Raw genomic sequence first — 19,388 nt, 5'->3', positions numbered from 1 at the left:
GGCCCTTGGGCCTATTCGAGTACGACTTCGAGATCGAGATGGCACAGTCGGCGGTAGATCTCGTCCTTGCGTTCGCGCACCACATGGTTCTGCGGCAGCAGCTCGCAACAGGTGTGCAGCAGGTGCAGCACCTGCAGCGACAGCTCGGGCTCCCAGGCATCCAGGCCGGACTGGCTCAGTTGCTGGTCGAGGGCTTCGAGCTGGGTCTTGGCCAGCTCGTACTTCTTGGCCGTGTAGCAGAGACGCGCCTGGCTCAATTGCCAGAAAAAACGCTCACGCCCTCCATGCGCGCCCTGCATCTGCTGCTTGAGATTCTGAACCGCACTCTTGAGGCCATCCTTGCGCAGGATTGGCAGCACTGCGTCCAAAGCCTCTTCCCAGGGCGCCTGGCGCATGCCTGGCTCGGCCACGGGCTGGGCCACAGCGGTTTGCAGATGGGGCATGACCTGGGCGGCGATCCAGGCGCGAGTCTGGGGGTCGGCGAAGGGCGTACCGTCGTGGAACTTCAGCTCGATGACGCCGGGCAAGCGTTGCAGCAATGAGGCGAAGTTCATCTCCACCTCGCGCATGCCAGCCTCGACGTTCAGGGCCTGGCAGCACTCCCAGACCATACGCTGGCCATCGAACCAGAACGGGGCCTTGGCCACGCTGTTCTCCAGTTCCACCAACAGGTCTGCGTAGTGCCCCTGTTCGAACCGCTCGTTGTAGCTCTTGAGCTTGTCGGCAGGCAGGCCGCGCAACGCGGTGACGTTTTCGGCGTTGCGCTCGGGCATCGCCTCGATGGGTAGCCACAGCAGCGTGCGGTTCAGGCGCAATGCACGCAGGTCGGTGGCTTTCTGCCGCTGCCACCAGATGCACAGCTGGCGGCCTTGCTCCTGTTGGGCGCGCAAGGCCTTGCTAGCGTCCTTTTCGTTCTCCACCGGTTCGCCCGGGGTGAACAGCTGAGTCGCCGCCTGCTTGACCTGGGCAACAATGGCACCCACCGCGCCGGGCTGTGGTTCGTTGCTGGCCGAGCGCTGGACCTGGCCCTTCAACGATCGGCAGATCGGCAACAGCAGCGGCGCATCATCGCCCAGCCGGGCCGACAGCGATGTTTCAAGCTCGCCGAGTTGCTCGACCATCTGCTGGAACAGCGGCAGCTGCTCCTTGATAGCAATGTCGGTGCCCAGCGCTTGTTCGAGGCGCGGCACCAACCAGCCAATGGCGGCGGCGCGGGTACGGGGCTTGGCGGGGTGGATATCGTCCCAATGGTGCTCGCACAGTTCGCGAAGCAGGCTGATACCTGCCAGGAGGCCGGCATAGGACTCACGCTGAAACAGCGCCCAGGTGAGCCAGGAAGCCACGCGCAGGTCCTTGGACTGGTCGCGCAGCAGCGCTTCACTGTTCTCGAGGATCTTCAGCCAGTCCAGCTGGCCGCTGGCATGGATCGACTGGGCGCGGCTGAGCTCGCCTTCGAGGGCTTCGAACTCTGTGGAAAAACGTACGTCCTGACCGCCGAATGAACCAGGCGAGACGGCACTCTTGCCCAGGTCAAGATAGCGCGCAATCAGTTTCGCAGCGTAAGACATCCATTTCTCTCAGTTTAAACTTGCAGGAAACTGGCTACTCAGATGCCTGAACCTGAAAGTTCTTTCTACTCAGCTCACAATCCGGTGAGCGGCTAATAAAACACATTAATAGCCTAATGCCACCAATAGCCATTTGCAATCAGCCATACAGGTGAAAACCAAGAGATTAATGGATGCCTAAGGGTTTCCCCGATGCCGCTAATGTTTACCCTTAGTAATTGAAACGGCACCTTGCGCTTTCAATATCTGCTTTAAATTTGGATAATTCACAAGTTGATCTTCCTTATATGTCGAGCAACTTCAGCTCGACATTTAAGTTGCCTGGATGCCATCAACAGTGCGGCAGGTTGCGCACCACATTCAGCGCGGCGCTGCTCTGGGCCACTGGCATGATCTCGACGGTATTGATGTTCACATGCCCCGGTTGCTCGGCAATCCATGCCACCGTGGCGGCAATGTCCTCGGGCAGAATGGCCTGTACGTCACGGTACAGGGCCTGCACGGCCTCCAGGTCACCATTGAGGCGCACCACCGAGAAATCAGTGCCCGAGCACAGCCCCGGCTCGATGTTGCTCACCCGCACCCGGGTACCGGCCAGGTCGGCACGCAGGTTGAGGCTGAACTGGCGGACGAAGGCCTTGCTGGCGCCATAGACGTTACCGCCTGGGTAGGGATAGGTGCCGGCGATGGAACCGATGTTGATGATCATGCCACTGTCGGCCTCGACCATCTGCGGCAGGATTTTGTGCGTGACCATGGCCAGGCCGGTGATGTTGGTGTCGATCATGCGCTGCCAGTTTTCCGCACTGCTGGCCTGGGCACGGTCTACGCCCAGCGCCAGCCCGGCGTTGTTGACCAGCAGGTCGATGTGCAGCGATGCGTCCTGAATCTGCGCCATCGCGGCCGCGATCGAGGCAGGGTCGGTGACGTCAAGCGCCAGCGGGATGAAGTTGACCCCCAGTTCGGCTTCCAGCGACTGCAATTTATCCATGCGCCGGGCACCGCCGATCACGCGATAGCCCTTGCCGACCAGCGTGCGGCAGATGGCACGGCCAAAGCCTGCGGAAGCGCCGGTTACGAATGCGGTTTTCATCAGTTGTCTCCTAATGGGATGGGTCAGGCCAGGTACTTCACGCCGAGGCTGGTGAACAGGCAGAGCATCGAGAACACCAGCGCCTTGCGCACCACTTCGTTCCCCTTGCGCAGGGCCAGTGCACTGCCCAGGTGATTACCCAGGATGTTGCAGGCCACCAGTGGTAGCGCCAGCAGGTAGACAACCTTGCCGGCCATGACAAAGGCCACCAGCGCACCGATGTTGGACGCGAAGTTGAAGGTCTTGGAGTTGGCCGAGCTGGAAACCAGGTCCATGCGCAGCAGGTAATGGAAGGCGATGATGAACATGCTGCCGGTACCAGGGCCGAAGAAGCCGTCATAGAAACCGATGGCCAGGCAGGTCAGCGGGACCACGGTGAACAGCATGCGCGACGACAGCTCGCGCTCCTCGACTGGGCGATCCTTCGGTGTGAGGAAGATGAGGATGCCGAACGGAATCAGCGCCAGGATGATCTTGCCTACGGTCTCCTGGGAGATCGACACGATCAGGTGCGCCCCCAGGTAGGCTCCGAGCAGCGAGAACGGCACGCCGACCAGCGCCACCTGCCAGACCATCCTGCTGTTGGCCAGGAAGTTGCGGATAGCAGCCAATGTGCCGAGGGTACTCACCAGTTTTTCCTGGCCGAGGGCCACTTGCGGTGGCATGCCGACCAGCAGGAAGCCCGGCACCAGGAACAACCCGCCGCCCCCGGCGATGCTGTCGACGAAGCCCGCGACAAAGGCGATTGCGCCGAGCATGAGGATGGCGAGTAACCAGTGTTCCGCCCAGAAAGCGCCTAACAGTTCCATAGCAATACTTCCATCGAGTCAGTAAAAGGGATCAGGAGAGAACTTCGTAGAGATGGTCGGCCCGGGCGAAATGCACGCGGCTCAGGTCGTTGACCGCGAACACGCGCAACAACCAGCGGTCGGCACCGTCGTTCTGCGGCTCGAAGCCATCGCGGGCGTGCAGCACGCGCTGGTTCTTGAACACCATGAAATCGCCTGGCAGCAGCAGGTGCGGCTCATCGAAGCGGCGGCTTTCCAGCACGCTGCGCAGGTTGCCCAAGGCCTGCTCGGCGCGCAGGTTGAGGCCGTGGGTGTTCTCGCTGTCGAAGCGGCACAACCACTCCCCTGTGTGGCCACGCGCCAGCACCGGCAGTTCGGCCGTACGACGACGGTTGCTGGCAAATGAGTCCGGGCGGCGGATTTCGAACTGCGGCAGGCAAAGCTCACGCACCGTCGATGGCGACAGCGCGGCGATCACCGCATCGAGGTTGACCAGGGTGGTGCTGATGCGCGGGTCGCAGCGCATGCCGAAGAAGGACAGGTACTCCGGGCAGCAGGACGCGGTACCGAGAGGTTCGCTGGAGAGCGGCAGGTCCGGGTTGTCCACATGGTAGGAAAAGCGCAGGCGCGAGCCATGTGAACTCTTGTGGCTGGACGAGCTGCGCGATGGAATGACATGGCGAAACAGACGGCCGTCATTCTCTCCCTCGTAGACGACCGGGTGGATCCCCATCAGGCTCTGCATGGTCAGGCTGACCAGGCAGGCGATAGGTGTGCTGCGCGGACTGAGCACCCCCGAATAGGGCGTGGGTGGAATATCACGGTCCCGTGGGCAGTTGCGCACGATCATGCTGGTGAGGTGCGGTGTTTCGACGAAACTGCGGATCTGTTGGCAAAGCGCGCTGCCCAGCACGTCCTCGGCCTGGTCCTTGAGTTGCGGATAGAGTTCCTTGCTCGCCTCGAAATCGAGCGGGGTATTGTTCAGCAGCGTTTGCCAGGCACTGGAGATGACCCAGGGCAGGCGGATCTCGAGGGAGGTCTGAGGCTCGGCCCCTTGTTGCAGGTGTGCGCTTTCCATTTCGAACTGGTATTCCATTGAGCAGGCGCGAAGCCGTTCGGTGTCGTTCCAAGCCGGGCAGAGGCGGCTTCAGACGTGGTTTTGTTAAGCCGTTCACAGCTGTGCGATGGCCAAGCAGGCGAGCCATCATGGTGCCTGCACATTGCATCGACTCAATCATTGTAATTTCAAAAATATCTTCGATTCAATTTATTTCTTTCAGAAGCAAATGACCGATTGAATCGACTCAATCAAGCTATTGATTTCAAAAGGTTTCTGTTTTTTCCTGTGGTGGACCTGCAACGCCTTTGCCTGGGGCGCGCCCTCCCCCTGCAACGTAATCGGTGCAATTTACCTACACAAAAACAGAATTACTCCCATTGAGGCTTTCGTGCTAGGCTTCCGCGCTATCGCATTTTCTGGGTGCCATTTCTATGTGGGTTCCTCACTACAGCGACCTGGCACAGCCGGTCTACCTGATGATCGCCGACGCCTTGGAGCAAGACATCGGCAGCGGCAGGCTTATGCCCGGCGAGCGCCTGCCGACACTCAAGGACTTGGCCGAGACCCTGAATGTCACCCCAGGCACCATCGGCCGAGCCTACGACGAAGCCGCCAAGCGTGGCCTGGTGGTAGGCGAAGTGGGGCGCGGCACCTTCGTGCTGCCGCAGCGGCCGGTGCAAAGCGCTGCCCCGGCACCAAGCGTCGCACCGCAGCCAGCACCCGCGGAGCGTCAAAGTGGCCAGATCGACCTTTCGATCATCAAGCCCAACGATGCCCACATGACCGACTGGCTGCGCGGCGCCATCAACGAACTGGCCGCGTCGCCCGGCCTGGCACAGGTGCTCGACTACGTCACCGAGGGCGGCCACGCCACCCACAAGCAAGCCGGTGCAAGCTGGATCCAGCGCTGGCTGCCAGAGGCACGCTGGCAACAGGTGGTGCTGACTTCAGGAGCCCAGCATGGCCTGCTGGTGGCCATCAGCAGCCTGTCGAAAAGCGACGATGTGGTGCTGTGCGAGTCGTTCTGCTACCCGGGCATCATCTCCCTGGCCCACAGCATGGGCCGTCGCCTGCGCGGCGTGGCCATGGACGAGCACGGCCTGATTCCCGAGGCATTGCGCGCAGCCTGCCTGGAGCACCGCCCGTCGCTGCTGGTGTGCGTGACCACCCACCAGAACCCGACCAACTCGATCATGCCCCATGCCCGGCGCCAGGCGATCGCCGAGATCGCCCGTGAGTTCGACCTTTTCATCGTCGATGACGATATCTATGGTTTCCTCGAGCCTGCTGCGGACTACCAGCCATTGGCTGCGTATGCACCCGAGCGCTCGGTGTATCTCACGAGCCTGTCCAAGAGTGTGCTGCCGGCACTGCGCATCGGTTACCTGTACGCCCCGCCGCAAACCCTTTCGCGGTTATCGTCGATGGTCCGCAGCAGCGTCTGGATGCCATCGCCACTGATGGCGCAACTGGCCAGCAACCTGATCAACAGCGGCATGGCCGACCAACTGGTGCGGGTTCAGCAGGACGAGGCAGCGGCGCGCCAGCAAATGGCCCGGGAGATCCTTGGCAAATACCAGATCCGCAGCCAACCCAACAGCTTCCACATCTGGCTGGAATTGCCCGAGCCATGGACCAGCGACGAATTCGCCAACCTGGCGCGCAACAACGGCGTCACGGTAGTCAGTGGCAGCCAGTTCCTGCCAGAACGCAGCCGTGCCACCTGCGGGGTGCGTATCGCCTTGATGGCCCCCAGCCGACAGGAACTGGGCTTTGCACTGACCAAGCTGGCAAGCCTGCTGGACTCGCCGGAGCCGCGGTTGTTTTATTGAATTGAACCGGTATGGGCTTGCCGCGTCATTTGCGGGTGCTTTGCGCCCCTTTCGCGACACGAGGCCGCCCCAACAGGCACTGACTGTTACACAACTGTATTTGTCGCCCAAATAAATGCCCAGAACGGTACCCGCCAAAAGAACGGCGGGCAGACCGTCGGGTAAGAGGCATTATTCAAACCAAGATGATTTGAACTAATAAGGTCCGGACATACTCACCGACTACGAGTTGAGAGACACATTGAAGTTGTCTCCTTCCAGGTGTCGTACGGAAACCTGGCCGCTAACATCTCGCCCCTCTTCCGTTACGAACTTGTAACGAGACAGAAGAAAATCCTCTGGATAAATAGTACCTTCATTCCGCTGCTTGCCGCCCCGTGCCATCATCAACCCGCCGGCCATTGCAACGAGACCGGAGTTCGCTTGTATGTATTGGAACAGGGTAGGGCCTGAAAACCGATCATAATAGATGACCTCAGGCCCCCATAACTTGATACCAACGCCCAGCGCCGACACTGCGAAACCAATGACTATTAGTAACCTGCCGTAAAACGCAGGGTCTCCAGCAGGTCCCTCAAGATGATCTGCATACATCTCCGAAAAACCGGAGACAGTATACTCTTGTGCATCTGACCTCAGGTCTACTTGACCTAATAAGCATTCCCCCTCACCGCTTTGCATGACCCACCTCATTACAAATGGTGGATACTAAGCGATCCAAGCAGCGAAAACTGCGCGCCACTAGAACTTCAGAAATCTCTGATACTCAAGGTTAGCTGTTCCTAAAGCCTCGGGTTCGCTCGAAAAAAAACCCAAGGCAACTGCCTTGGGCTTTTAGTCTTTCCAGCTGCTTAGCGGCTCTGATTAGAACGGAATATCGTCATCGAAGCTGTCGAAGTCAGCTGCCGGTTGCGGTGCCGGCTGTTGCGGCGCTGGGCGCTGCGGAGCCTGTTGCGGGCGCGGGGCCTGCTGGCGTGGGGCCTGGTTGTACTGCTGCTGGCCACCGCCATAGTTGCCGCCAGCTTGATTGTACGGGTCACCGCCCTGCTGCTGGCCCTGCGGACGACCGCCGAGCAGCTGCATGGTGCCGTTGATGTCGACGATGATCTCGGTGGTGTAGCGCTTGATACCGTCTTTTTCCCATTCACGGGTCTGCAGCTTGCCTTCGATGTAGCACTGCGAACCCTTGCGCAGGTACTCGCCGGCGATTTCGGCAACCTTGCCGAACAGCGACACACGGTGCCATTCGGTACGCTCGACCTTCTGGCCCGACTGCTTGTCGGTCCACTGCTCGCTGGTAGCCAGGCTCAGGTTGGTCACGGCGTTACCGTTGGGCAGGTAGCGGACTTCGGGATCCTGGCCACAGGTGCCGACCAGAATGACTTTGTTAACCCCACGGGCCATAACGTTCTCCTAGGCTTCGCACGCCGAAGAGGCCGGGTTCACCAGGCGCTCGAGGGTCGTACGGTCCAAAATTTTCGTATCCAGTTTGATATAGATGGCGGCTTCATCTGCCACCACAACGGCGTCGGTCACACCCGGCACGGCCATCAGGCGCTCGGTCAGGCCGGCTTCCCGGACTGCCTCTGGCGTCAGCGGCATGCGCAGGCTGGTCACATAGGGCGGCTCGTTCATGCGCAAGGCGACAACCAACCAGATGGCACACAGCACCGCACAACCGAGGAACACCATGTTCAGCCCGCCGTGCTGGAACAGCCAGCCGCCGAGGATTCCTCCCAGGGCAGCGCCGAGGAACTGGCTGGTGGAGTAAACCCCCATTGCCGTTCCCTTGCCACCTGCAGGCGACACCTTGCTCACCAGCGAAGGCAGCGATGCCTCCAGCAGGTTGAATGCAGTAAAGAATACCACGGTGCCAACCACCAGTCCGCGCAAACCGTCAGCCCACTCCCAGAAGTATATCTCCGTCAGCAGCAGGACACTCACCGCGCCGGCCAACACGCGTTTCATCTTGCGCTTCTTTTCGCCGTAGATGATGAACGGGACCATTGCAAAAAATGAGATGAACAACGCGGTCAGGTACACCCACCAGTGTTGCTCCTTGGGCAGGCCGCCACGCTCGACAAAGGCCAGTGGCAGCGCGACGAAGCTGGCCATGAGAATGGCATGCAGGATGAAAATGCCCGCGTCCAGGCGCAGAAGGTCCGGATGGCGCAGGGTCGGGCCGATAGCCTGGCGGGCCACGCCCGACTCGCGGTGCTGCAGGATGCTGTGGGTATTGGGCACGACAAAGGCAATCAGCAGGATACCCACCAGGGCGAGTCCTGCCGTGGCGAGGAACAATCCTGACAAACCAAAGGCACGTGTCAGTAATGGGCCGACGACCATGGCGACGGCAAACGACAGGCCGATGCTCATGCCGATCATGGCCATGGCCTTGGTCCGGTGCTGCTCGCGGGTAAGGTCGGACAGCAGCGCCATGACCGCAGCGGAAATCGCCCCGGCCCCCTGCAGGATACGCCCGGCGATCACCCCCCAGATGGAGTCGGCCTGGGCCGCCAGGACACTGCCCAGGGCAAAGATTATCAAACCCAGGTAAATCACCGGCCGGCGGCCGATGCGGTCGGAAATCATCCCGAACGGGATCTGCAATATCGCCTGGGTGAGGCCATAGGCACCAATGGCCAGGCCGATCAGTGCAGGGGTGGCACCGGCCAGGTCCATGCCGTAGGTGGCCAGCACCGGCAAGACCATGAACATGCCCAGCATACGAAAGGCAAAGACCAGGGCCAGGCCGCCAGCGGCGCGGGTTTCGCCGCCACTCATGCGCTCGTTGTGGGTGTCGTGCATGGATTAATCTCGTGTGAACCGGCGGCGATTCTATCAGTCCGACAGCTTGACGGCATCTACGCGACGCTTTGCCGCGTACTGGCAGCGCGCCGTATACTTCCTTGTTTATGCCCGCCGAGCGAGGCCGCAGTGGACAAGATCCTGATTCGTGGGGCACGCACCCACAACCTGAAAAACATCGACCTGACCCTGCCCCGGGACAAGCTGATCGTGATCACCGGCCTGTCCGGTTCGGGCAAGTCATCCCTGGCGTTCGACACCCTCTACGCCGAAGGCCAGCGGCGCTACGTGGAATCGCTCTCGGCCTATGCCCGGCAGTTCCTGTCGATGATGGAAAAGCCCGACGTCGACACCATCGAAGGCCTGTCGCCGGCCATCTCCATCGAGCAGAAGTCGACCTCGCACAACCCCCGTTCCACGGTCGGTACCATCACCGAAATCTACGACTACCTGCGCCTGTTGTATGCCCGCGTCGGTACCCCGCGCTGCCCGGACCACGATATTCCACTGGAGGCGCAAACGATCAGCCAGATGGTCGACCTGGTGCTGGAGCGCCCGGAAGGCAGCAAGCTGATGCTGCTGGCCCCGGTGGTTCGCGAGCGCAAGGGCGAACACCTGGCAGTATTCGACGAGCTGCGTGCGCAAGGCTTTGTCCGCGCACGCGTCAACGGCAAGCTCTACGAACTCGATGAGCTACCCAAGCTGGACAAGCAGAAAAAGCACAGCATCGATGTGGTAGTCGACCGCTTCAAGGTACGTGCCGACCTGCAACAGCGCCTGGCCGAGTCGTTCGAAACCGCGCTGAAACTGGCCGACGGCATCGCCCTGGTGGCGCCGATGGACGATGAACCGGGCGAAGAGACGATCTTCTCCGCACGCTTCGCCTGCCCGGTCTGTGGCCACGCCATCAGCGAGCTGGAGCCGAAGCTGTTCTCCTTCAACAACCCTGCCGGTGCCTGCCCGACTTGCGATGGCCTGGGGGTCAAGCAGTTCTTCGATACCAAGCGCCTGGTCAATGCCGAACTCACCCTGGCCGAAGGTGCGATCCGCGGCTGGGACCGGCGCAACGTGTACTACTTCCAGATGCTCGGTTCGCTGGCTGCGCATTATGGCTTCAGCCTGGAAGAGCCGTTCGGCGAGCTCTCGGCAGAACACCAGAAGGTGATCCTGCAGGGCAGCGGCAAGCAGAGTGTCGACTTCAAGTACCTCAACGACCGCGGCGACATCGTCAAGCGCTCGCACCCGTTCGAAGGCATCGTGCCGAACCTGGAGCGGCGCTACCGCGAAACCGAGTCGGCCACCGTGCGTGAAGAGCTGGCCAAGTTCCTCGGCACCCAGCCCTGCCCGGATTGCCGCGGTACTCGCCTGCGCCGCGAAGCGCGCCATGTGTGGGTGGGTGAGAAGACCCTGCCGGCGGTGACCAACCTGCCGATCGGTGAAGCCAGCAACTATTTCGGCGCCCTGACCCTGACCGGTCGCCGTGGCGAAATCGCCGCGAAGATCCTCAAGGAAATCTGCGAGCGCCTGCAGTTCCTGGTCAACGTCGGCCTCGACTACCTCACCCTCGACCGCAGCGCCGATACCCTGTCCGGTGGCGAGGCACAGCGTATTCGCCTGGCCAGCCAGATCGGCGCCGGCCTGGTGGGGGTGATGTACATCCTCGACGAACCGTCCATCGGCCTTCACCAACGCGACAACGACCGTCTGCTGGCCACCCTCAATCACCTGCGCGACCTGGGCAATACAGTGATCGTGGTGGAACACGACGAGGACGCCATCCGCCTGGCCGACTACGTCGTGGACATCGGCCCCGGTGCCGGCGTACATGGCGGCAAGATCGTCGCCGAGGGCACGCCACAGGAAGTCATGGCCCACCCCGACTCGCTGACCGGCAAGTACCTGTCCGGGCGCAAGAAGATCGTCGTGCCAGCCAAGCGCACGCCGCGCAACAAGAAGCTGCAACTCAAGCTCAAGGGCGCGCGTGGCAACAACCTGCAGAACGTCGACCTGGAAATTCCGATCGGCCTGCTGACCTGCGTGACCGGGGTGTCCGGTTCGGGCAAGTCGACGCTCATCAACAACACGCTGTTCCCGCTGGCCGCCACCGCCCTGAATGGTGCGAGCAGCCTGGAGGCTGCGCCACACAGCAGCATGGATGGCCTGCAGCACCTGGACAAGGTAGTGGATATCGATCAGAGCCCGATCGGCCGCACTCCTCGTTCGAACCCGGCAACCTATACCGGCATCTTCACGCCTATCCGCGAGCTGTTCTCCGGCGTTCCGGAATCACGCTCGCGCGGTTATGGCCCCGGGCGGTTCTCGTTCAACGTCAAGGGCGGCCGTTGCGAGGCCTGCCAGGGCGATGGCCTAATCAAGGTGGAGATGCACTTCCTGCCGGACATCTACGTGCCGTGCGACGTGTGCAAGAGCAAGCGCTACAACCGCGAAACGCTGGAGATCAAGTACAAGGGCAAGAACATCCACGAAGTGCTGGAAATGACCATCGAGGATGCCCGCGAGTTCTTCGACGCAGTACCAGCGCTTGCGCGCAAGCTACAGACGTTGATGGACGTGGGGCTGTCCTACATCAAGCTGGGGCAGTCGGCGACTACGTTGTCGGGTGGCGAGGCACAGCGGGTGAAACTGTCGCGCGAGCTGTCCAAGCGTGATACCGGCAAGACCCTGTACATTCTCGACGAGCCGACCACAGGCCTGCACTTTGCCGATATCCAGCAGTTGCTGGACGTGCTGCATCGCCTGCGCGACCACGGCAATACCGTTGTGGTGATCGAGCACAACCTGGATGTGATCAAGACTGCGGACTGGCTGGTGGACCTTGGGCCGGAGGGTGGCTCGAAAGGTGGACAGATCATTGCCTGTGGCACACCGGAAGAACTCAGCGAGATGAAGCAGTCCTATACCGGGCATTACCTGAAACCGCTTCTGGAGCGGGATCGCGCTTGAGGCAAATGGGGCGCTTTGCGCCCCTGTCGACACAAGGCCGCTCCTGCAGCCGACCGCATTATCCTCGGATAAATGCGGTCGGCTGCAGGAGCGGCCTTGTGTCGCGAAGGGCTGCAAAGCAGCCCCCAGCATCCTTTTACATCTGCGACTGCAGGTAGTTCTCGAGGCCAATGGCCTTGATAAGCCCCTGCTGCTTCTCCAGCCAATAGGTGTGGTCTTCTTCGGTGTCAGCCAGCTGCGCGCGCAAGATGTCACGGCTGACGTAATCCTTGTGCAGCTCACACAGTTCGATACCTTTGCATAACGCGGCACGCACCTTGTACTCGAGCTTGAGATCAGCTTCGATCATTTCCGGCACGGTGCTGCCCACTTCCAGGTCGTCCGCGCGCATGTCAGGTGTACCTTCGAGCATGAGGATACGACGCATCAGGGCATCGGCGTGCTGCGTCTCCTCTTCCATCTCGTGGTTGATGCGCTCGTAGAGCTTGGACAGGCCCCAATCTTCATACATACGCGAGTGAATGAAGTACTGGTCGCGCGCAGCCAGTTCGCCCTTCAACAGCGTGACGAGGTAGTTGATTACGTCCGGGTGGCCTTGCATCGCCCTGCTTCTCCATGTGAAAACGTCTATTGCCCATAGTGTGAACCAGCTTTTGCTTGCGGTCACTGAAAAATGCGCAATAAGAAGCAAAAAAAGCCCTCAACAGTAGTGATATTCATTGAAAAACCGCCCAAATGAGGGCGGTTCTTCTTATCACTTCGACTTAGGCGAGATCGATGCCCAAAGCCTTGGCAACCCCTTCGCCGTAGGCCGGATCGGCCTTGAAGAAGTAATGCAGCTGGCGCTGGACCACGTCTTGGCTTACACCTGCCATGGCTCCCGCGATGTTGTTGATCAACAGGGCTTTCTGCTCATCATTCATCAAGCGGAACAGCGCACCGGCATGGCTGTAGTAATCGCTGTCTTCGCGATGATTGTAACGGTCCGCCGCCCCTTCCAACGCCAGCGCGGGCTCAGCATGACGTGGTGACTGCTTCGGCGCGTTGCCATAGCTGTTGGGCTCATAGTTGGGCGCGCTACCGTACGTACCGCTGGCCATGGAGCCATCGCGCTGATAGCTGTTAACCGGGCAACGTGGCGCGTTAACCGGCAACTGCTGGTGGTTGGTACCCACCCGGTAGCGGTGCGCATCAGCGTAGGCGAACACCCGACCTTGCAGCATGCGGTCCGGCGACAGACCGACACCTGGCACCATGTTGCTTGGGCCAAATGCAGCCTGCTCGACCTCAGCGAAGTAGTTCAGCGGGTTGCGGTTGAGTTCAAGCACACCCACCTCGATCAGCGGGTAGTCCTTCTGCGACCAGGTCTTGGTGACGTCGAAGGGGTTCTCGTCGCGGTTGGCTGCCTCGGCTTCACTCATTACCTGAATGCATACGGTCCAGCGTGGATAGTCGCCGCGCTCGATCGCTTCGAAGAGATCGCGCTGAGCGTAGTCCGGATCGCTACCGGCCAGGCGTGCAGCATCCGCCGGGGCGAGGTTCTTGATGCCTTGCTGAGTCTTGAAGTGCCATTTGACCCAGGTACGTTGCCCCTCGGCATTGATCAGGCTGTAGGTATGGCTGCCAAAGCCGTGCATGTGGCGGTAGCCGTCCGGAATGCCGCGGTCCGAGAACAGGATAGTGACCTGGTGCAGCGCCTCGGGGGAGTGCGACCAGAAGTCCCACATCATCTGCGCATTTTTCAGGTTGGTTTGCGGGTGGCGCTTCTGCGTGTGGATGAAGTCAGGGAACTTCAGCGGGTCGCGGATGAAAAACACCGGCGTGTTGTTGCCCACAATGTCCCAGTTGCCTTCTTCGGTGTAGAACTTCACGGCAAAGCCGCGCGGATCGCGTTCGGTGTCGGCCGAACCACGCTCGCCACCCACGGTGGAAAAGCGCAGGAACGTCTCGGTTTGCTTGCCGATCTGCTCAAACAGCTTGGCACTGGTGTAAGCCGTGATATCGCGCGTGACGGTAAAGGTACCGTAGGCACCCGAGCCCTTGGCGTGGACGCGGCGCTCAGGGATGTTCTCGCGGTTGAAATGGGCAAGCTTCTCGATCAGGTGGAAGTCGTCGAGCAGCAACGGGCCGCGTGGGCCGGCGGAACGGGAATTCTGGTTATCGGCTACAGGGGCACCGCTGGCGGTGGTGAGAATCTTGCTCATGGGCTCTCCTTATCGGTCTACAAGCGCCGGCTGATCGGCTGTGGAGAGAGTATTGACGAGCAAGGTTACAAGAACAAATTCATTACATGACTTGTATCAATAGAAATAAACAATACATCCAGAAACAAAAAACCGGGCACTAGGCCCGGTTCTTTGTAGCAGACAGAACGTCTTACTCAGCAGCTTCTACAGCACCGCCGACCGGACGATCAACCAGCTCGACGTACGCCATAGGCGCGTTGTCGCCAGCGCGGAAACCGCACTTCAGGATGCGCAGGTAGCCGCCCTGACGGGTGGCGTAACGCTTGCCCAGGTCGTTGAACAGCTTGCCAACAGCGGACTTCGAACGGGTACGGTCGAAGGCCAGACGGCGGTTAGCTACGCTGTCTTCCTTGGCCAGGGTGATCAGCGGCTCGGCAACGCGGCGCAGTTCCTTGGCTTTCGGCAGGGTGGTTTTGATCAGCTCGTGCTCGATCAGCGACACTGCCATGTTCTGGAACATAGCCTTGCGGTGAGAGCTGGTACGGCTCAGGTGACGTCCACTTTTACGATGACGCATGATTCATTCCTTACCAAACACTACGTTCGGTGATTACGACGATCAGGCGGTCGCCTTGTCGTCTTTCTTAAGACTTGCAGGCGGCCAGTTGTCGAGGCGCATGCCGAGAGACAGACCACGAGAGGCCAGCACGTCCTTGATTTCAGTCAGGGACTTCTTGCCCAGGTTAGGAGTCTTCAACAGCTCTACTTCGGTACGCTGAATCAGGTCGCCGATGTAGTAGATGTTCTCCGCCTTGAGGCAGTTGGCCGAACGTACAGTCAGTTCCAGGTCGTCAACCGGACGCAGCAGGATCGGATCGATCTCGTCTTCCTGCTCGACTACGACAGGCTCGCTGTCACCTTTGAGGTCGACGAACGCGGCCAGCTGCTGTTGCAGGATGGTCGCAGCGCGGCGGATAGCCTCTTCAGGATCCAGGGTGCCGTTGGTTTCCAGATCAATGACCAGCTTGTCCAGGTTGGTACGCTGTTCAACACGGGCGTTCTCGACCACATAGGCGATACGACGCACCGGGCTGAACGAAGCGTCCAGCTGCAGACGGCCAATGCTACGGCTTTCGTCTTCGTCGGTTTGACGGGAGTCGGCCGGCTCGTAACCACGACCACGAGCTACGGTGAGCTTCATGTTCAGGGCGCCGTTCGACGCCAGGTTCGCGATTACGTGATCGGGGTTGACGATCTCGACATCGTGATCCAGCTGAATATCGGCAGCGGTAACCACCCCCGAACCCTTTTTCGACAAGGTCAGCGTAACTTCGTCACGACCGTGCAGCTTGATAGCCAGGCCTTTCAGGTTCAACAGGATTTCAATGACGTCTTCCTGTACACCTTCGATCGCGGAGTACTCGTGGAGTACGCCATCGATCTCGGCCTCGACTACTGCACAGCCAGGCATGGAGGACAACAGGATGCGGCGCAGCGCGTTGCCCAGGGTATGGCCGAAACCACGCTCGAGAGGCTCGAGCGTGATCTTGGCGCGGGTCGGACTGACTACCTGCACATCAATGTGGCGGGGAGTCAGGAACTCATTTACCGAAATCTGCATGGATGCACCTATTTTCTAGCCCTTACTTGGAGTAGAGCTCGACAATCAGGTTCTCGTTGATGTCGGCAGACAGGTCGCTGCGAGCAGGAACGTTCTTGAAAACGCCCGACTTTTTAGCAGCATCCACATCAACCCACTCAACGCGGCCACGCTGGGCGCACAGTTCAAGGGCTTGAACAATGCGCAGCTGGTTCGACGACTTCTCGCGAACCGCGACCACGTCACCCGGACGAACTTGGTAGGATGGAATGTTCACAGTCTTACCGTTGACGCTGATCGCTTTGTGCGAAACCAGCTGACGGGATTCGGCGCGAGTCGAACCGAAGCCCATACGGTAGACGACGTTATCCAGACGGCACTCGAGCAGTTGCAGCAGGTTCTCACCGGTTGCGCCTTTTTTCGAGGCTGCAGCCTGGTAGTAACCGCGGAACTGACGCTCCAGAACACCGTAGATACGACGAACTTTTTGCTTCTCGCGCAGCTGGGTACCGTAGTCGGACTGACGGCCACGGCGCTGGCCGTGGATACCTGGGGCTGCTTCGATGTTGCACTTCGATTCCAGAGCGCGAACGCCGCTCTTCAGGAACAGGTCAGTGCCTTCACGGCGAGACAGTTTGCATTTTGGACCAATGTAACGTGCCATTTATCTGTCTCCTGATTACACGCGACGCTTCTTCGGCGGACGGCACCCGTTGTGCGGGATTGGCGTCACGTCGGTGATGCTGGCGATCTTGTAGCCGCAGCTGTTCAGTGCACGAACGGCGGACTCACGACCTGGACCTGGACCCTTGACGTTCACGTCGAGGTTCTTCAGACCGTATTCCAGCGCAGCTTGACCAGCACGCTCAGCAGCGATCTGGGCTGCGAACGGGGTGGATTTGCGCGAACCACGGAAACCCGAACCACCGGAGGTCGCCCAGGACAAAGCGTTGCCCTGACGGTCGGTGATGGTCACGATGGTGTTGTTGAAAGAGGCATGGATGTGGGCGATGCCATCAACCACTGTCTTTTTGACTTTCTTACGAGGACGAGCAGCAGGTTTTGCCATGTCTATATTCCTGGGCGATTACTTGCGGATCGGCTTACGCGGGCCCTTACGGGTGCGTGCGTTGGTCTTGGTGCGCTGACCGCGAACCGGCAGACCTTTACGATGACGCAGGCCGCGGTAGCAACCCAGGTCCATCAAGCGCTTGATCTTCATGTTGATGTCACGACGCAGGTCACCTTCGGTGGTGAACTTCGCGACTTCGCCACGCAGGGTTTCGATTTGCTCGTCGCTCAGATCCTTGATCTTAGCGGCTGGGTTTACACCAGCGTCTGCACAGATCTTCTGTGCAGTAGTGCGACCGACACCATAGATGTAGGTCAGCGAGATAACAGCATGCTTGTTATCTGGAATGTTGACGCCTGCAATACGGGCCATTCAGTGGGACTCCAATTGACAGCTACCTACGCCCCGGAAGCCAAGAAATAGGGCGCGAGATAATATCGCTGTAGAAACGAATAATCAACCCAGCAGCACACTAGCTGCTGGGTTTGAAGCGCAGATCACACTCAGCCTTGGCGCTGTTTGTGACGCGGTTCCGCGCTGCAGATCACTCGTACGACGCCTTCGCGACGGATGATCTTGCAGTTACGGCACAGCTTTTTCACCGATGCACGAACTTTCATTACCGACTCCTCGAACCTTAGGGGCGTATCAGCGCAGCAGACCGCTGCCACCGTAGCCTTTCAGGTTGGCTTTCTTCATCAGGGATTCGTACTGGTGCGAAACGAGGTGCGATTGTACTTGGGACATGAAGTCCATCACAACCACTACCACAATCAGCAACGAGGTCCCGCCAAGGTAGAACGGCACATTTGCTGCCACCACCAGGAACTGGGGCAGAAGGCAGACGGCCATCATGTAAAGAGCACCGAACATGGTCAGACGGGTCAGAACGCCATCAATGTAGCGTGCCGACTGCTCACCAGGACGGATACCCGGAATAAAGGCACCGGACTTCTTCAGGTTTTCCGCTACGTCTTTCGGGTTGAACATCAGCGCTGTGTAGAAGAAGCAGAAGAAAATGATCCCTGCACTAAACAGCAGAATGTTCAACGGCTGACCAGGAGCGATCGACTGCGAGATGTCCTGCAGCCAGCCCATACCTTCGGACTGACCGAACCAGGCACCCAGCGAAGCCGGGAACAGCAGAATGCTGCTCGCGAAAATGGCCGGGATAACCCCCGCCATGTTCACCTTCAGCGGCAGGTGGCTGGTCTGCGCAGCGAAGACCTTGCGGCCCTGCTGACGCTTGGCGTAGTGAACGGCGATACGACGCTGACCACGCTCAATGAACACCACGAAGCCGATAATCGCTACTGCCAGCAAACCGATAGCGACCAGGGCGAAAATGTTGATATCGCCTGTGCGTGCAGACTCGAAAGACTGCCCGATTGCTCTCGGAAGACCGGCAACGATACCTGCGAAGATCAACATCGAGATACCGTTGCCCACACCGCGCTCGGTGATCTGCTCGCCCAGCCACATCATGAACATCGCGCCTGCCACGAAGGTGGAGACGGCGACGACATGGAAGCCCAGACCTACAGAAAACGCCACGCCCTGGTTGGCCAGGCCAATGGACATGCCAATGGCTTGGACCAGTGCCAGGATAACGGTGCCGTAGCGGGTGTACTGGCTGATCTTGCGACGGCCAGCTTCACCTTCCTTCTTCAACTGCTCCAGTTGCGGGCTGACCGCCGTCATCAGCTGCATGATGATCGATGCCGAGATGTACGGCATGATCCCCAGTGCAAAGATGCTCATGCGCTCGAGCGCGCCACCGGAAAACATGTTGAACAAGCTAAGAATGGTCCCCTCATTCTGCCGAAACAGATCCGCCAGACGGTCTGGATTGATGCCAGGAACCGGGATATGCGCACCTATCCGATAGACGATGATCGCCATGAACAGAAAGCGCAGACGAGCCCAGAGTTCCGACATCCCGCCCTTACCGAGCGAAGAGAGAGCACCTTGCTTAGCCATTTATTCCTCGAACTTGCCGCCAGCTGCTTCGATAGCCGCACGCGCACCCTTGGTGGCTGCGATACCCTTGATGGTGACTGCGCGAGTGACTTCGCCAGACAGCATGATTTTCACGCGCTGTACGTTCTGGCCGATCACGTTGGCATCCTTCAGGGATTGCACGGAGATCACGTCGCCTTCCACCTTGGCCAGCTCGGACAGACGCACTTCGGCGCGGTCCATGGCTTTCAGGGAAACGAAGCCGAATTTCGGCAGACGACGGTGCAGCGGCTGTTGACCGCCTTCGAAGCCCGGAGCGATGGTGCCACCGGAACGGGAGGTCTGACCTTTGTGACCACGGCCACCAGTCTTGCCCAAACCGCTACCGATACCACGACCCGGACGATGCTTCTCGCGACGGGAACCCGGCGCTGGACTCAGATCATTGAGTTTCATCG

Annotated in this window: 19 protein-coding genes; 2 read left to right on the top strand and 17 right to left on the bottom strand. The window is 59.8% G+C overall.

Annotated elements, in window-relative coordinates; translation table 11 throughout:
- Positions 1-11 precede the first annotated feature (11 nt).
- From tssA to HG549_RS02500, 4 genes are all read right to left on the bottom strand, one after another.
- Positions 12-1,568, bottom strand: coding sequence for a type VI secretion system protein TssA (gene tssA, locus HG549_RS02515; RefSeq protein WP_170028004.1), 1,557 nt, complete (start codon positions 1,566-1,568; stop codon positions 12-14).
- A 331-nt stretch (positions 1,569-1,899) separates the two neighbouring features.
- Positions 1,900-2,661, bottom strand: coding sequence for an SDR family NAD(P)-dependent oxidoreductase (locus tag HG549_RS02510; protein ID WP_170028003.1), 762 nt, complete (start codon positions 2,659-2,661; stop codon positions 1,900-1,902).
- 23 nt (positions 2,662-2,684) lie between these two features.
- Positions 2,685-3,470, bottom strand: a complete 786-nt coding sequence (locus tag HG549_RS02505) for a TSUP family transporter (protein WP_170028002.1) — start codon at positions 3,468-3,470, stop codon at positions 2,685-2,687.
- Between the two features lie 31 nt (positions 3,471-3,501).
- Entirely contained in the window at positions 3,502-4,527 is a 1,026-nt protein-coding gene (locus HG549_RS02500) for a TauD/TfdA family dioxygenase (RefSeq protein WP_170028001.1), read from the bottom strand.
- A 413-nt stretch (positions 4,528-4,940) separates the two neighbouring features.
- On the opposite strand from HG549_RS02500, the gene HG549_RS02495 reads away from it, so the two are divergent.
- Positions 4,941-6,341: a PLP-dependent aminotransferase family protein gene (locus HG549_RS02495; RefSeq protein WP_170028000.1), complete on the top strand. Its 1,401-nt coding sequence runs from the start codon at positions 4,941-4,943 to the stop codon at positions 6,339-6,341.
- Between the two features lie 222 nt (positions 6,342-6,563).
- Here the strand turns inward: HG549_RS02495 and HG549_RS02490 are convergent, their stop codons facing one another.
- The 3 genes from HG549_RS02490 to HG549_RS02480 form a co-directional block, all read right to left on the bottom strand.
- Positions 6,564-7,022 (bottom strand): hypothetical protein, encoded by a 459-nt coding sequence (locus HG549_RS02490; protein WP_170027999.1) that lies wholly within the window; start codon positions 7,020-7,022, stop codon positions 6,564-6,566.
- A gap of 183 nt (positions 7,023-7,205) precedes the next feature.
- Positions 7,206-7,745, bottom strand: a complete 540-nt coding sequence (locus tag HG549_RS02485) for a single-stranded DNA-binding protein (protein ID WP_170027998.1) — start codon at positions 7,743-7,745, stop codon at positions 7,206-7,208.
- A 9-nt stretch (positions 7,746-7,754) separates the two neighbouring features.
- On the bottom strand, positions 7,755-9,149 hold the full coding sequence (locus tag HG549_RS02480; RefSeq protein ID WP_170027997.1) for an MFS transporter: 1,395 nt from the start codon (positions 9,147-9,149) through the stop codon (positions 7,755-7,757).
- A gap of 129 nt (positions 9,150-9,278) precedes the next feature.
- On the opposite strand from HG549_RS02480, the gene uvrA reads away from it, so the two are divergent.
- Positions 9,279-12,113, top strand: a complete 2,835-nt coding sequence (gene uvrA / locus HG549_RS02475; RefSeq protein WP_170027996.1) for an excinuclease ABC subunit UvrA — start codon at positions 9,279-9,281, stop codon at positions 12,111-12,113.
- Between the two features lie 136 nt (positions 12,114-12,249).
- Here the strand turns inward: uvrA and bfr are convergent, their stop codons facing one another.
- The 10 genes from bfr to rplO form a co-directional block, all read right to left on the bottom strand.
- On the bottom strand, positions 12,250-12,714 hold the full coding sequence (gene bfr / locus HG549_RS02470) for a bacterioferritin (protein ID WP_084857331.1): 465 nt from the start codon (positions 12,712-12,714) through the stop codon (positions 12,250-12,252).
- Between the two features lie 163 nt (positions 12,715-12,877).
- Positions 12,878-14,317: a catalase gene (locus HG549_RS02465; protein ID WP_170027995.1), complete on the bottom strand. Its 1,440-nt coding sequence runs from the start codon at positions 14,315-14,317 to the stop codon at positions 12,878-12,880.
- Between the two features lie 172 nt (positions 14,318-14,489).
- Positions 14,490-14,876, bottom strand: coding sequence for a 50S ribosomal protein L17 (rplQ, locus tag HG549_RS02460; protein WP_003255451.1), 387 nt, complete (start codon positions 14,874-14,876; stop codon positions 14,490-14,492).
- Positions 14,877-14,918: 42 nt separating this feature from the next.
- Complete coding sequence (gene rpoA / locus HG549_RS02455) at positions 14,919-15,920, bottom strand: DNA-directed RNA polymerase subunit alpha (RefSeq protein ID WP_003255452.1); 1,002 nt, start codon at positions 15,918-15,920, stop codon at positions 14,919-14,921.
- 22 nt (positions 15,921-15,942) lie between these two features.
- Entirely contained in the window at positions 15,943-16,563 is a 621-nt protein-coding gene (gene rpsD / locus HG549_RS02450; protein WP_087503320.1) for a 30S ribosomal protein S4, read from the bottom strand.
- A 15-nt stretch (positions 16,564-16,578) separates the two neighbouring features.
- Positions 16,579-16,968 carry a 30S ribosomal protein S11 gene (gene rpsK / locus HG549_RS02445; RefSeq protein ID WP_003255454.1) on the bottom strand — a complete coding sequence of 130 codons (390 nt, stop codon included), beginning with the start codon at positions 16,966-16,968 and terminating at the stop codon, positions 16,579-16,581.
- Between the two features lie 18 nt (positions 16,969-16,986).
- Positions 16,987-17,343, bottom strand: coding sequence for a 30S ribosomal protein S13 (gene rpsM, locus HG549_RS02440; protein ID WP_003257112.1), 357 nt, complete (start codon positions 17,341-17,343; stop codon positions 16,987-16,989).
- A gap of 131 nt (positions 17,344-17,474) precedes the next feature.
- Positions 17,475-17,591, bottom strand: a complete 117-nt coding sequence (rpmJ, locus tag HG549_RS02435) for a 50S ribosomal protein L36 (RefSeq protein ID WP_002555468.1) — start codon at positions 17,589-17,591, stop codon at positions 17,475-17,477.
- A 28-nt stretch (positions 17,592-17,619) separates the two neighbouring features.
- Positions 17,620-18,951 (bottom strand): preprotein translocase subunit SecY, encoded by a 1,332-nt coding sequence (gene secY / locus HG549_RS02430; protein WP_003257108.1) that lies wholly within the window; start codon positions 18,949-18,951, stop codon positions 17,620-17,622.
- Positions 18,952-19,386 carry a 50S ribosomal protein L15 gene (gene rplO / locus HG549_RS02425; RefSeq protein ID WP_170027994.1) on the bottom strand — a complete coding sequence of 145 codons (435 nt, stop codon included), beginning with the start codon at positions 19,384-19,386 and terminating at the stop codon, positions 18,952-18,954. It abuts the gene before it with no gap.
- Positions 19,387-19,388: the final 2 nt, after the last annotated feature.

This window comes from Pseudomonas sp. SK (assembly GCF_012975065.1).
Lineage (GTDB): Bacteria > Pseudomonadota > Gammaproteobacteria > Pseudomonadales > Pseudomonadaceae > Aquipseudomonas > Aquipseudomonas anuradhapurensis.
This window is presented reverse-complemented; position numbering and strand designations above follow the sequence as displayed.

Coding starts and splice junctions, on each gene's coding strand:
- tssA (WP_170028004.1), bottom strand. CDS start 1,568: ATGTCTTACGCTGCGAAACTGATTGCGCGCTATCTTGACCTGGGCAAG.
- HG549_RS02510 (WP_170028003.1), bottom strand. CDS start 2,661: ATGAAAACCGCATTCGTAACCGGCGCTTCCGCAGGCTTTGGCCGTGCC.
- HG549_RS02505 (WP_170028002.1), bottom strand. CDS start 3,470: ATGGAACTGTTAGGCGCTTTCTGGGCGGAACACTGGTTACTCGCCATC.
- HG549_RS02500 (WP_170028001.1), bottom strand. CDS start 4,527: ATGGAAAGCGCACACCTGCAACAAGGGGCCGAGCCTCAGACCTCCCTC.
- HG549_RS02495 (WP_170028000.1), top strand. CDS start 4,941: ATGTGGGTTCCTCACTACAGCGACCTGGCACAGCCGGTCTACCTGATG.
- HG549_RS02490 (WP_170027999.1), bottom strand. CDS start 7,022: ATGCAAAGCGGTGAGGGGGAATGCTTATTAGGTCAAGTAGACCTGAGG.
- HG549_RS02485 (WP_170027998.1), bottom strand. CDS start 7,745: ATGGCCCGTGGGGTTAACAAAGTCATTCTGGTCGGCACCTGTGGCCAG.
- HG549_RS02480 (WP_170027997.1), bottom strand. CDS start 9,149: ATGCACGACACCCACAACGAGCGCATGAGTGGCGGCGAAACCCGCGCC.
- bfr (WP_084857331.1), bottom strand. CDS start 12,714: ATGCAAGGCCACCCGGACGTAATCAACTACCTCGTCACGCTGTTGAAG.
- HG549_RS02465 (WP_170027995.1), bottom strand. CDS start 14,317: ATGAGCAAGATTCTCACCACCGCCAGCGGTGCCCCTGTAGCCGATAAC.
- rplQ (WP_003255451.1), bottom strand. CDS start 14,876: ATGCGTCATCGTAAAAGTGGACGTCACCTGAGCCGTACCAGCTCTCAC.
- rpoA (WP_003255452.1), bottom strand. CDS start 15,920: ATGCAGATTTCGGTAAATGAGTTCCTGACTCCCCGCCACATTGATGTG.
- rpsD (WP_087503320.1), bottom strand. CDS start 16,563: ATGGCACGTTACATTGGTCCAAAATGCAAACTGTCTCGCCGTGAAGGC.
- rpsK (WP_003255454.1), bottom strand. CDS start 16,968: ATGGCAAAACCTGCTGCTCGTCCTCGTAAGAAAGTCAAAAAGACAGTG.
- rpsM (WP_003257112.1), bottom strand. CDS start 17,343: ATGGCCCGTATTGCAGGCGTCAACATTCCAGATAACAAGCATGCTGTT.
- rpmJ (WP_002555468.1), bottom strand. CDS start 17,591: ATGAAAGTTCGTGCATCGGTGAAAAAGCTGTGCCGTAACTGCAAGATC.
- secY (WP_003257108.1), bottom strand. CDS start 18,951: ATGGCTAAGCAAGGTGCTCTCTCTTCGCTCGGTAAGGGCGGGATGTCG.
- rplO (WP_170027994.1), bottom strand. CDS start 19,386: ATGAAACTCAATGATCTGAGTCCAGCGCCGGGTTCCCGTCGCGAGAAG.